Source organism: Methylobacterium sp. (assembly GCF_028290105.1).
Taxonomy (GTDB): Bacteria; Pseudomonadota; Alphaproteobacteria; order Rhizobiales; family Beijerinckiaceae; genus Methylobacterium.
The window spans coordinates 1-12,636 of record NZ_JAQGKL010000082.1 but is presented as its reverse complement, the minus strand read 5'-3'; the positions used below and the strand labels follow the sequence as shown (position 1 = coordinate 12,636).

Below are 12,636 nucleotides of genomic sequence, written 5' to 3'. Positions count from 1 at the left end.
AGTTGGACGTCCGCCATGCGGCGATCACGTTTCGGGCAAGGCGCTCTCACGGTTCCGCCTTGCGCGGGCCCGCGTCGAGCGGGGTGATGCGCAGGGCGGTGATCCGGTTGCGGGCCTTGCGCAGCACCTGGAAGCGGAAGCCGTGGAAGTTGAAGGCGGTCCCGGTGTCGGGGATGGCCCGGGCCTCGTGAATGACGAGACCCGCGATGGTGGTGGCCTCGTCGTCCGGCAGGTCCCAGTCCATGGCGCGGTTGAGGTCGCGGATCGGCACGCTGCCGTCGGCGTTCACCGAGCCGTCGCCCTGGGGCCGGACGCCCGAGACCGTGACGTCGTGCTCGTCGGCGATGTCGCCGACGATCTCCTCGAGGATGTCCTCGAGGGTCACGAGACCCATCACCTCGCCGTACTCGTCGACCACGAGGGAGAAGTGGGTCTTCTTGGTGAGGAAGGCCTTGAGCTGGTCGCGCAGGGAGGTGGTGTCCGGCACGAACCAGGTCTCCAGGGCCAGGGCCTCGACCTTGAGGCCCGAGGCGTCGCCGCCCGCGGCATCGAGCGCCCGCAGCAGGTCCTTGGCGTGCAGCACGCCGACGATGTTCTCGGAGGTGCCGCGCCAGAGCGGCATGCGCGTGTAGGGCGAGGCCAGCACCGCGCGCACGATCTCCTCCGAGGGCAGGTCGGCGTCGATGGTGCGCATCTTGGTGCGGTGGACCATCACCTCCGAGACGGTCAGCTCGGACAGGTCGAGGAGGCCGCCGAGCATGTCGCGCTCGGCCTTGGCGACGCCGCCCTCCCGGTGCAGCAGCGCCACCTGGCCGCGGATCTCGTCGCTGGCCGAGAGGATGGTCTGGCGCTCGCCGATCCGGATGCCGAAGGGCCGGAGCATCCCGCGCACCAGGGCCTCGATCGCCAGCGCGGCCGGCCCGAGCAGCGCCACCGCGAAGGCCACCGGCCGGGCCAGGGCGAGGGCGGCCCGGTCCGGCTTGTTGATCGCCAGCGTCTTCGGCAGCACCTCGGCGAAGATGATGACGAGGACCGACATCACCCCGGTGGCGTAGAGCACGCCACTCTTGCCGAAGAGGGTGGTGAGCACGCTCGTGGTGAAGGCGGACGCACCGATGGCCACGATGTTGTAGCCGATCAGCATGGCGCCGATGAAGCGCTCGCGGCGTGCCAGAATCGCGTTGACGAGGCGGGCACGGACATCGCCCGCGTTCTCCAGGGCGAGCATCCGGGCGCGCGAGGCCGCCGTGAAGGCCGTCTCGGCGCCCGCGAAGAAGGCCGAGAGCAGGAGCGAGATCGCCACGATGCTCGCGGCCAGCCAGAGGTCGGTGTGGGGTTCCATGCGTGCCGGTGCCGGAAGTCGTTTTGGCCAGTGGGACGTTCAGCTTACCACGAGGCGGGGCGGCGGGTTCACGCCGGCCGAAGCCGGCTCAGGCCCCTGCGATCAGTTCCTTGATGCGTCCGGCCAGCGCCTCCATCACGAAGGGCTTCGTCAGCACCTGCATGCCGGGTTCGAGGTAGCCGTTGCCCAGCACCGCGTTCTCGGCGTAGCCCGTGATGAACAGCACCCTCAGGCCGGGGCGGACGAGGCGGCCGGCATCGGCCATCTGACGGCCGTTCATCCCGCCGGGCAGGCCCACGTCGGTGACGAGGAGATCGAGACGCACGTCCGATTCCAGCACCTTGAGGCCTGCGGCCCCGTCCGCCGCCTCGATGGCGGTGTAGCCGAGGTCCTCCAGAACCTCGGTCACCAGCATGCGCACGGTCGGCTCGTCGTCGACGATGAGCACGGTCTGGCCCTGTTCGGCGCGGGGCGCGTGCGCGAGGTCCGCATGCCCCTCGCGCTCCTCCGCCGGCCCGTAATGGCGCGGCAGGTAGAGGCAGATCGTCGTCCCCTGGCCGACCTCCGAGTAGATCCGGACCTGGCCGCCGGACTGGCGGGCGAAGCCGTAGATCATCGAGAGACCGAGCCCGGTGCCCTCGCCGATGGGTTTGGTGGTGAAGAACGGGTCGAAGGCGCGGGCGATCACCTCCGGGGTCATGCCGGTGCCGGTATCTGTGACGCAGAGGGAGAGGTACTGGCCGGGTTCGAGGTCGCGCTCGCGGGCGGCGCGGACGTCGAGCCACTTGTTGGCGGTCTCGATCGTGATGCGCCCCCCCTCAGGCATGGCATCGCGCGCATTGATGCAGAGATTGAGCAGCGCGTTCTCGAGTTGGTTCGGATCGACCAGGGCGGGCCAGAGCCCGGCGGCCCCCACCACCTCGATGGTGATCGCGGGGCCGACCGTGCGCCGCACCAGTTCCTCCATGCCGGCGATCAGGCCGTTCACGTGGGTCGGCTTCGGGTCGAGGGTCTGGCGCCTTGAGAAGGCGAGCAGGCGATGGGTCAGGGCGGCGGCGCGCTTGGCCGCGCCCTGCGCCGCGTTGATGTAGCGGTCGAGGTCGGTGAGCCGTCCCTGCGCCATCCGGGTCTGGAGCAGTTCGAGGCTGCCCGAGATGCCCGTGAGCAGATTGTTGAAGTCGTGGGCGAGGCCGCCGGTGAGCTGGCCCACCGCCTCCATCTTCTGCGCCTGACGCAGGGCATCCTCGGTGCGGCGCTGCTCGGTGATGTCGCGCCCGATGATGGTGAAGATCTCGCCGTCGGGTACGGCCGTCCACATCACGATGCGCTGGCCGCTGTCCTTCGTGAACAACCGGTCGACGAACCCGGTCACGGTCTCGCCCTGCGCCAGGCGCCGGACCACGTCCGCGGTCTCGGCGTGATCCGCCGGGTCGATCAGCGTGGCGAAGGGCCGGCCGAGGAGGGCGTCCTCGTCCCAGCCGAGGGTGCGCGTCCAGGCCGGGTTGATGGCCTTCAGGTAGCCGTCGAGCCCGGCGGTGCCCATCAGGTCGGTGGTGGTCTCCCAGATGCGGTCGCGCTCGCGGGTGCGGCGCTCGACCTGCCGCTCCAGGCTGGCATTGAGGCGCGCGAGTTCGGCGGCCGCCGCCCGGCGGTCCTCGATGTCGGTGTTGGTGCCGACCCAGCGCAGGACTGCGCCGTCCCCGGCCCGGATCGGCTCAGCCCGCGCGAGGAACCAGCGGTAGGCCCCATCGCCGCGCCGAATGCGGAACTCGGCCTCGTAGGGGTGGCCCTCCGCCAGGGCCGCGCCCCAGGTCCGGATCACCGCCGCGCGGTCGTCAGGATGGACGAGGGTGGCCCAGCCCGGGCCGTCGAGGGTGCCCCGGGCCGTTCCGCTATAGGCATAGACCTGGTCGTTGAACCAATCGAGTTCGCCCGTGGCCGAGGCCGCCCAGACGTGGTTGGGAATCGCTTGCGCGAAGGCGTGGAACTGCGCGTCGCTGGCGCGGCGCGCGGCGGTGGCGCGGACCCGCTCGGTGGCCGCGCGCACGCGCTCGGCGACGTTGCGCATGAAGGCGAGCTCGTCCGGGGACCAGGGCCGCGCGGTCGCGTGATTGAGGTAGAGGAGCGCGACGAAGCCGCCATGCTCGGTGAGCGGCATGTTGACGAACGCGTGCGCGCTGAGCGCCTTCAGGGCCTCGACGCCGGACGTGGTGCGCGGATCCTCCTCGGCATCGACGCAAACCACGGTCTCGCCGCGCTTCAGGTCCTCGATGTACGAGCCGTAATCGCGAAAATGCAGGGTGCCGGCCAGACTCTTGATGCCCGGAGCGTTCCAGTCGCGCTCGATCAGGATCGTCTCGGCCACGGGATCGATGGTGCCGTAGCCGGCCCGGCTGACGCCGAGCGTCGTGCCGAGGATCTCGGAGGCCGTGAAGGCGATCTCGGCGGTGTCGTCGAGGTCGCGCAGGCGGTCGCCGAGTTCGGCGACCGCGATCCGGCGGGCCTCGGCGGCGCGGCGCTCGTCCATGTCCATGGCCAGGACGAAGAAGCCCTCCACCGCTCCGGCCTCGTTCCGGCGCGGGATGTACTGGATGGCGCAGGCCCGGCGCCGGCCGTCGCGGTCGGGCAGGAACCCGTCGACGGTGATCGCCTCGCCGGCGAGCGCCCGGTCCATGGACGGCCGGCGCTCCTCGAAGGCGTCGGGGCCGAGCACCGCGCGCACGTGGAGGCCGGTCAGCGCCGCGCTGTCGCGCCCGAACCAGGTCTCGTAGTGGCGGTTGTTGAACCGGTAGCGATAGTCCCGGTCGATATAGGCGACCAGCACCGGCAACGCGTCGGTGATCAGGCGCAGTTCCGCCTCGCGCTGCCCCGCCGGAGTCTCGCGCAGGCGCGCGACCTCGGCCTCCAGCGCGGCAACCCGATCGCGCAGGGTCTCGATCTCGGATGGGTTCACGGGTGTCTTCGATCCAGAAGAGGCCGCCGGCCGGCAGCGCTCATGGGGCGCTCAATTCGTCGTTCAGGAAGGCGCGCACCTCGGCCCGGTCGATGCCGGGAGCGATGAAGCTCTGGCCGATACCTCTGGCCAGGATGAAGGTGAGCGCCCCGTCTCGGACCTTCTTGTCCTGAGACATCGCCTCCACCAGAGCGTCGGCGTCGCCGCAGCCGCCGGGCACCGCCTGGAGCCGGGTCGGCAGACCGGCGAGCGCGAGGTGGTTGGCGACGCGTCCCGCATCCTGGCCCGGGCACAGGCCGAGGCGGGCGGAGAACCGGAAGGCCAGCGCGAGCCCGATCGCCACCGCCTCGCCGTGGACGAGGCGGGCGGATTCGTAGTGCGTCAGGCGCTCCAGGGCATGGGCGAAGGTGTGGCCGAGGTTGAGCAGGGCGCGCTCGCCGTCCTCGCGCTCGTCGCGCACCACCACGCCGGCCTTGGCGCGGCAGCAGATCGCCACCGCCTCGTCGCGCTCGTGGCCGCCCGCGAAGATGCCCGCCCAGTGCGCCTCGCACCAGTCGAAGAAGGCGGCGTCGTTGATGAGGCCGTACTTCGCCACCTCGGCGTAGCCCGCGCGCATCTCGCGCTCCGACAGCGTGTCGAGGGCCCCCGTATCGGCGAGCACAAGCCGGGGCTGGTGGAAGGCACCGATGAGGTTCTTGCCGTGGGGCGAGTTGATCCCGGTCTTGCCGCCGACCGAGGAATCGACCTGGGCGAGGAGGGAGGTCGGCGCCTGCACGAAGCGTACGCCGCGCCGCAGGGTGGCGGCGGCGAAACCCGCGAGATCGCCGACGACGCCTCCGCCGAGCGCCACCACGAGGTCGTTGCGCTCGACCTTGTGGGCGAGGAGCCCGTCGCAGACCTGCGCGTAGGTGGCGTACGCCTTCGAGGCCTCGCCCGGCGCGACCGTGACGAGGCCCGAGCGCAGGCCCGCCGATTCCAGGCTCGCGCGCAGGCGGTCGCCATAGAGGGCGGCGACGTTGGTGTCGGAGACGATGACGGCGGCCTTCGCCTGCAGGGCGGCGACGTGCCGGCCCGCCTCGTCGAGGAGGCCGCGTCCGATCAGGATGTCGTAGGCGCGGCCCTGGTCGAGTGGCACGGACACGGTGAGGCGGTCGGTCACTGGGCGGCGATCCCCGGCTGCATGGGTCCGGCTTGTCCGGGTCGGTTGAGGTAGAGGTCGAGGGCTTCCATCACGTCCTGGACCACCCGGTCATGCGCCACGTCGCGGGAGATCACCTCGACGTCGGCGGCGGCGTAGACGGGGTGGCGCACGGCCATGAGCCGGCGCAGGGTCTCCTCCGGGTCCTCGGTCTGGAGCAGCGGGCGCCCGCCGCGCTTGCGCACCCGGCGCATCAGCACGTCGAGCTCGGCTTTCAGCCAGATCGAGACGCCGCCCTCGGCGATGCGCGCGCGGGTGGTCTCGCGCATGAAGGCGCCTCCGCCGGTGGCGAGCACCAGGGGGCCCTCGCGCATCAGCCGGGCGATGACCCGCTCCTCGCCGTCGCGAAAACTCGGCTCGCCGTAGATCGCGAAGATGTCGGGGATCGTGAGCTTGGCCGCCGTCTCGATCTCGTTGTCGGCATCCTTGAACATCAGTCCGAGGCGCGTGGCGAGCCGCCGGCCGACCGTGCTCTTGCCCGCACCCATCAGACCGACGAGCACGATCGAGCGGTGGCCGAGGGCACGGCGCAGGCGCAGTTCGATCGGCGGTTCGCTCGGGAGCGGGTCACCGCCCTGGGGTGGGTCGCCGCCCGGAGGTGGGACTTGGGTCATCACGGACATCTGCACATGGTCGGCCGGGTCTTAGCGCGTTTTCCGGCGGGGGCGAAGCGCCTGGGCGCCCCCGTGCGCACCGGAATGGCACGCCGCCTGTGGCCGCGAAGTCATTGCCATCGCGGCCCGCGCGTGATGCAACCCAAAGCTTGCCGTCAGCCATACCTGACCCCCGAGGCGCGCACTCTCGCCAGCGCCGCACGATCGAGGTCCGTCCGAGTGCCGACCCTGTTCCGTTTCCTCGCCACCATCGCCATCCTGGGCGGCCTCGCCTTCGCGGGGATGTTCGCGCTGGCGACCTTCGTGGTGCCGACCCCGCGCGAGATGAGCGTGACCATCCCCGCCACGAAGCTCCAGCCCCCGAACCGGTGACGGAAGCCCCCCCGTCCGACCCCGCGTCCCCCGCACCGCCTGATCCGGGCGAGGGCCTGCCGGGCGAAGGCCTGATCCGCGACTACCTCGACATGCTCGCCGCCGAACGGGGGGCAGCCGCCAACACGCTCTCCGCCTACCGGCGCGACCTGGCGGATTACCTCGGCGCACTAGCGCGGGGCGGGCACGATCCGCTCGCGATGGAGGCTGGCCCATTGCGGGCCTACCTCGCGGACCTGGACACGCGTGGGCTCTCGGCGGCCTCCGCCGCGCGGCGGCTCTCCTGCATCCGTGGCTTCCACCGCTTCCTCTACGCGGAGGGCCTCGCCGAGGACGATCCGAGCGCGCCGATCGGCGGCCCGCGCCGGGTGCGGGCGCTGCCCAAGGTGCTCTCGGTGGCGGAAGTCGACCGGCTACTGGCGGTGGCGCGGGAGGCGGCGGCAGGCGACGCGCGCGGCACGCGCATGCTCTGCCTGATCGAACTCCTCTACGCCACGGGCCTGCGCGTCTCCGAACTCGTCGCGCTGCCCCGGGCGGCGGCCTCCACCAAGGAGCGCTACCTCGTGGTCAAGGGCAAGGGCGGGCGGGAGCGCCTTGTGCCGCTCACCGAGATCGCGCGAACGGCCATGCGCGACCACCTCGCCAACCTGAGCGTCGACGGCCCCTGGCTGTTTCCGGCCGACAGCGAGAGCGGACACCTCACCCGGCAATCCTTCGCCCGCGACCTGAAGGGCGCGGCGAGCGCGGCGGGTCTCCGGGCCGACCGGGTCAGCCCGCACGTGCTGCGCCACGCCTTCGCGAGCCACCTCCTGCAGAACGGCGCGGACCTGCGCATCGTCCAGGAACTGCTCGGCCACGCCGACATCTCGACGACGCAGATCTACACCCACGTCCTCGACGAGAGGCTGAAGAGCATGGTCCGCGACCTGCACCCGCTGATGGACGAGTGATCCCGCATCGCGCCCCTCAGGCGTCGGCCTCCTCGTGCAGCGTATCCTCGATGTAGAGCTGGGCGAGCAGGACCTTCACCACCGCCATGAGCGGCAGCGCCAGTGCGATGCCCCAAAGGCCGAAGATGACGCCGAGCACGAGCTGGCCGGCGAAGATCGTGGCCGGGGGAATGTCCAGCGCCCGCTTCTGGATGAAGGGGGTCAGCCCGTAGCTCTCCAGGGCCTGCACCGTGAGATAGACGCCGAGCGCCCCGAGGAGCGCCGTGGTGCCCGAGGCCAGCGAGGCGAGCAGGATCACCACGCCGGCGATCAGCGGGCCGATGGTGGGAATGAAGGCGAGGAGCCCGGCCTGCAGGCCGAGGATGAGGGCGCCTCCGATGCCCAGGAAGCCGAGGCCCGCCCAGGTGCACAGGAAGATCACCGCCATGGTGATGAGCTGGCCGAACAGCCAGTGCCGCAGGGTCTCGCCCATCCCGTCGAGGAGCGCGGTGGCGCGCTCCCGGTGCTTGGGCGGCACGAAGCGCACGAGGCCGTCGCGGTAGGCGCCTGGATCGGCCGCCACGGAGAGGCCGAGGAAGACGATGACGAGGGCGTTTCCGAGGGCGCTGAACAGGCCGATGACCACGGTGGCCGCCGGACCAAGCACGCTGCCGGCATCCGAAAGGAGCGAGCCCGGGCTCTTCATCGCGCCCGAGGCGAGGCCCGCGAGGCCGCCGGGCTTCTGGCTGGACGTGCCGGATTCGTCGTCGGGCTTGCCGCCGGAATCCTTACCCCCAGAATCCTTGGAGGCGGCATCCTTGGAGGCGGCATCCATGGCGCCAGAATCCTTGGACCCGGACTCCTGCGCTCCGGCGCCGCCGGACTTGGCCTCTCCTCCTCCCGTCTCGCCGCCCTTGCCGGGTGCGATACCCGGCACGTCGATGCCGTAATCCTTGAGCCGGTCGCGCACGGTGCCGGCCTGGGCCGCCACCGTCTGGCCGAGGTCGCGCCCCTGCTGCACGATCGTGGCGCCTCCGAAGGCGACGAGGCCGAGGGTGAGGCTGGCGAGGACGAGGCTGACGAGGGTGAGCCGCACGCCTCGGCCCGCGGGCAGCACCTTGCCGAGGAGACGCGTCAGCCCGTCGAGGAAGACCCCGAGCAGGATGCCGGCGAAGACGAGGAGCAGCGTCGAGGCCGCCATCCAGGCCAGCGCCAGCAGGGCGATGACGGCCACGACGGCGATGCCGGAGACGGCGAGCGACCAGTCGCGCGGGCGCGGCCCGGCGGAATCCTCGCTCAGGAAAGGGGTGTGCATGGGCGGGATCGACTCCTGGGGCGCGGGTTCAGCGCGCGAAACGCATGACATCTATGGATCTGGGCGGTGTGGCGCCGCCGTGAGATCCCGCGGGGGGATGTCGCCAGCCTCACCCGAAGTTCCTGACAAAGCGCGGCTCGGGCCGCCGCGTGCTCGGCCTGGGGTCGCGTCAGGCCCAGCGCGCGGCGGCTGCGTCGTCGGCCTCGGCCGCCTCGACCCAGCCGCCCTTGGTGCCGTCGGCGAGGTGCTCGCGCTTCCAGAACGGCGCCCGGGTCTTGAGGTAGTCCATCAGGAAGCTCGCCGCCTCGAAGGCCGCGATCCGGTGGCTCGAGGCGGTGACCACGAGGACGATGCCGTCGCCTGGCGCCACGAGGCCGTGGCGGTGGATCACACGGGCGCCCTGGAGCGGCCAGCGCCCGCGCGCGGTCTCGACCACGCGCTCGATCTCGGCCTCGGCCATGCCTGGGTAATGCTCGAGTTCGAGCCCGGTCAGCCGCCCGCCCTCGTCGCGGCAGAGGCCCGTGAAGGTGACGATGGCCCCGGCCCTGCCCCCGAGGTCACGGGTCATCCGGGCGATCTCGGCGCTCGCGTCGAAGGGCGCGCTCTGGATGCTGACGTCGGGCATGGGCCCCCTTTGGAACGGCGTGCCGGTCGGCCCGCGTTCGGGCGACAAACCCTTGACGGGGCCGGAAAACCTTGACGAGGTCTGGCGAACCTGCCCTCTCGGATGCTCTATGCCCCCGAACGCCCGGCGACACCACCGGGCCGCGAAGGACATTTCACGCCGTGACGCCAGAGCTGATCCTGCCCCATGACGGCGTCCTGCCGGTCTTCTCGGCCCGCCCGGTCTGGTGTGGGCGCGCGAGCACGGTGATCGGCGACGCCACGATCGGCGCCCAGGCCTGGCTCGGCGACCACAGCGTGATCCGCGCCGATGGCAACCGCGTCACCATCGGCGAGCGCTTCTGGCTCGGCCATCGCTCCACCGTGCACATCGCCACACTCACCTATCCGACCCTGGTCGGCGACCGTGTCACGGTGGGCCGCAATGCCGTGGTGCATGCCTGCACGGTCGGCTCCGATGTGGTGATCGAGGACGACGTCATCGTGCTCGACGGCGCGCACGTGGAGGACGGCGTGCTGATCGAGGCCGGCGCCACGGTGTTCCCCCGCGCGCATCTGGCCGCGGGCTTCGCCTATGCGGGCAGCCCCGCCAAGCCCGTGCGCCCGATCTCGGCGCCGGAGATCGCCGAACGGGCCGAGCGCCTGCGCGAGGCCTCCGGCGACCTGCCCCAACCGCCCCCGGCGGACGAACTCGAGCCGGAACCCGGCATCTTCGTCGCCCGCACCGCGCGCCTGCGCGGCCGGGTCGCCCTCGGCGCCGGCGCCGGCGTGCTGTTCTCCTGCGACCTTCACGCGGAGGTCGGCCCCATCGTGGTCGGGGCCAACACCAACATCCAGGACAACAGCGTCGTCCGCACCCGGGGCGAGGGCGTCGTGCTCGGGCGCGACACCACCATCGGGCACAATGTCCGCCTCGCCGATTGCCGCATCGGCGCCCGCAGCCTCATCGGCATCGGCTGCGTCGTCGCGCCCGGCACCGTGGTGGGCGACGACGTGTTGCTGGCCGCCGGCGCCACCACCGATCCGGGCCAGCTCCTCGATGGGGGACACCTCTGGGGCGGGCGCCCCGCGCGCATCCTCGGGGCCCTCGATTCGAACAAGCGCACCATGATGGCCCGCGTGGTGGAGGGCTACGTGGCGCATGGCCGGGCCTATCGCGCGGCGCAGGAGGCCTTGTCGTAAGGCCGCCCGTCGGAATCCTATGGATCGCAGAAACCCGGCGTTGAACACACGTATTTCAACGTCCATCGGCCTGCAAAAAGCTTATCGTCAAGCTCCGATCTGGTTTTCGTCCAGCTTTGTACCCTACAAATCCAACACGAGCAGATCGGGAACGCTTCGCGCTGCGTGGACGTTGCTCGGCCCCATACGCAACGGTGCCAAGGAGTTCTCCATGAAAGCCATCACGCTTGCCGTCGCCAGCTCGCTCATCCTCAGCACGGCCGCCTTCGCGGCCGGCAGCGGTCCGGGTTCGGCCAACAACGCGCCGGGTCAGGAGATGCAGCAGAACGGCGCGAAAGCCGGCACAACCGGCGCATCAGGCTACGCGCCGGGCCACGAGAAGGGCGCCACAACGGGTTCGACCAGCCGCTCCGGCACAGCAAACGGCACCGGCCCGAACGACGCGGGTTCGGGCTCCTCGCCGGGCGCCGCCGGCATGAAATCCGGCGCCGGCAGCCGCTGAGACCAAGCCCTCCGCCGAGTCTTCGGGGCTACGACTGAGACAGGGCCCGGATCGTTCCGGGCCCTGATCGTATCGAGCGTGGACGGATCAGGCCGCCCGGATGGTGGCGAGGAAGCGGCCGACCTCCGCGTTGAGATGCTCGGATTGGCGCGACAGCTCCGAGGCCGCCCCGAGCACCTGGGCGGCGGCCGCCCCCGTCTCCTCGGCGGCGCCCGCCACGCCGGCGATGTTGGAGGTCACCGCGCCCGTGCCCATCGCGGCCTGGGCCACGTTGCGGACGATCTCCTGGGTCGCGGCGCCCTGCTCCTCGACCGCGGCCGAGATCGAGGTGGCGACGCCGCTGATCTCCTGGATGCGGGCCGCGATGCCGCTGATCGCCTGCACCGCCTGGGTCGTCGAGCCCTGGATCTGGCTGATATGGCCGCCGATCTCTTCCGTCGCCCGGGCGGTCTGGTTGGCGAGTTCCTTCACCTCCGCCGCGACGACGGCGAAGCCCCGACCTGCCTCGCCGGCGCGGGCCGCCTCGATGGTGGCGTTGAGCGCCAGCAGGTTGGTCTGGCCCGCGATGCTGGTGATCATCGTCACCACATCGCCGATCCGGGCGACCGCCGCGTTCAGGTTCTGCACGAAGGTCGCGGTCTGGGCGGCTTCCGAGACGGCCATCTGCGCCATCGCGGCGGAGCTGCTGACCTGTCGGCCGATCTCCTGGACGGAGGAGCCGAGTTCCTCGGCCGCCGCCGCGACGGTGTTGACGTTGGAGGCCGCCTCCTCCGCCGCCGCCGCGACGCTGGTGGATTGATTGGCGGTCTGGGTCGCCGTGCCGGCCATGCTCTGTGCGGTCGCCTGCAACTCGGTGGCGGAGCTGGTGACCATGCCGATGATGCCGCCGACCGCGCCCTCGAAGCTGTCGGCCATCGCCCGCATGGCGGACTTGCGCTGCGCCTCGGCACCGGCCCGGGCCAGCGCCGTCTCCTCCTCCAGCGTCCGCATCCGGATCAGCCCGTCTTTGAACACCTGGACGGCGTCCGCGATGGTTCCGATCTCGGTCCGGGCGCCCTGGTGGGGGATAGTCGCCGAGAGGTCGCCCGCCGCCAGCGCCTGCATGGGCTGGACCACGTCGCCGATGCCGCGCGTCACGCCGCGGATGATCAGGAATGCGCAGAGCGCCGACAGCGCGACCGCGACCACGACGGCGACGAGGCCCAGCATCTGGATCTCGTCGAAGACGGTCTTGCTCCGGGCCTGCGCCTGCGCGGCGCCGTCGTTGTTCAGGGCGGAGAGCTTGTCGAGGGCGTTCGATGCGGCGCGACGGATCGGCAGGCCCTTCGACTCGTAGAGCTCGAAGGCCTGCGCCTTCTGCCCGCCGCGGGAGAGATCGAGGATGGATTGGCGCACCACCAGGAAGTTCGCCGACTCGCGCAGGTAGGTCTCGTAGAGCGCCCGCTCCTCGGGGGAGCTGATCATCGGCTCGTAGACGCCCTTGCGCTCCTCGAGCTTCTTGCCGAACCGTTCGAGGTCCCCCTCGATGGTGGCGACGAGCTTCGGATCGGTGGCCTGCGTGTGCCGCAGGACCACGGCGCTCATGCGCGCCGTGAGCGTGTCGAT

Annotated in this window: 11 protein-coding genes; 4 read left to right on the top strand and 7 right to left on the bottom strand. The window is 71.3% G+C overall.

What is annotated here, in order from left to right; genetic code table 11:
• Positions 1-46: 46 nt before the first annotated feature.
• The 4 genes from JWQ05_RS06540 to JWQ05_RS06525 form a co-directional block, all read right to left on the bottom strand.
• A complete protein-coding gene (locus tag JWQ05_RS06540; RefSeq protein WP_299656366.1) occupies positions 47-1,342 on the bottom strand; it encodes an HlyC/CorC family transporter in 1,296 nt (431 codons plus the stop codon).
• An 88-nt stretch (positions 1,343-1,430) separates the two neighbouring features.
• Entirely contained in the window at positions 1,431-4,295 is a 2,865-nt protein-coding gene (locus JWQ05_RS06535; RefSeq protein WP_299656363.1) for a PAS domain S-box protein, read from the bottom strand.
• 40 nt (positions 4,296-4,335) lie between these two features.
• Entirely contained in the window at positions 4,336-5,454 is a 1,119-nt protein-coding gene (gene aroB, locus JWQ05_RS06530; protein ID WP_299656360.1) for a 3-dehydroquinate synthase, read from the bottom strand.
• The gene (locus tag JWQ05_RS06525; RefSeq protein ID WP_299656357.1) at positions 5,451-6,107 is read right to left on the bottom strand and encodes a shikimate kinase; all 657 of its coding nucleotides are present in this window, start codon (positions 6,105-6,107) and stop codon (positions 5,451-5,453) included. Before JWQ05_RS06525 ends, aroB begins: the two co-directional genes overlap by 4 nt.
• A gap of 219 nt (positions 6,108-6,326) precedes the next feature.
• On the opposite strand from JWQ05_RS06525, the gene JWQ05_RS06520 reads away from it, so the two are divergent.
• Positions 6,327-6,479: a histidine kinase gene (locus tag JWQ05_RS06520; RefSeq protein ID WP_299656354.1), complete on the top strand. Its 153-nt coding sequence runs from the start codon at positions 6,327-6,329 to the stop codon at positions 6,477-6,479.
• Positions 6,480-6,535: 56 nt separating this feature from the next.
• Positions 6,536-7,429, top strand: coding sequence for a site-specific tyrosine recombinase XerD (locus JWQ05_RS06515; protein WP_299656437.1), 894 nt, complete (start codon positions 6,536-6,538; stop codon positions 7,427-7,429).
• Positions 7,430-7,445: 16 nt separating this feature from the next.
• Here JWQ05_RS06515 and JWQ05_RS06510 read toward each other — a convergent pair whose 3' ends face one another.
• Both JWQ05_RS06510 and JWQ05_RS06505 read right to left on the bottom strand, forming a co-directional pair.
• A complete protein-coding gene (locus tag JWQ05_RS06510) occupies positions 7,446-8,723 on the bottom strand; it encodes an AI-2E family transporter (RefSeq protein ID WP_299656351.1) in 1,278 nt (425 codons plus the stop codon).
• A gap of 169 nt (positions 8,724-8,892) precedes the next feature.
• On the bottom strand, positions 8,893-9,348 hold the full coding sequence (locus tag JWQ05_RS06505; protein WP_299656348.1) for a molybdenum cofactor biosynthesis protein MoaE: 456 nt from the start codon (positions 9,346-9,348) through the stop codon (positions 8,893-8,895).
• Positions 9,349-9,509: 161 nt separating this feature from the next.
• On the opposite strand from JWQ05_RS06505, the gene JWQ05_RS06500 reads away from it, so the two are divergent.
• Entirely contained in the window at positions 9,510-10,529 is a 1,020-nt protein-coding gene (locus JWQ05_RS06500; protein ID WP_299656345.1) for a gamma carbonic anhydrase family protein, read from the top strand.
• Between the two features lie 40 nt (positions 10,530-10,569).
• Positions 10,570-11,031 (top strand): hypothetical protein, encoded by a 462-nt coding sequence (locus tag JWQ05_RS06495; protein ID WP_299656342.1) that lies wholly within the window; start codon positions 10,570-10,572, stop codon positions 11,029-11,031.
• 87 nt (positions 11,032-11,118) lie between these two features.
• Here the strand turns inward: JWQ05_RS06495 and JWQ05_RS06490 are convergent.
• Positions 11,119-12,636: methyl-accepting chemotaxis protein (locus tag JWQ05_RS06490; RefSeq protein ID WP_299656339.1), on the bottom strand; the 1,518-nt coding region annotated here is incomplete at its 5' end.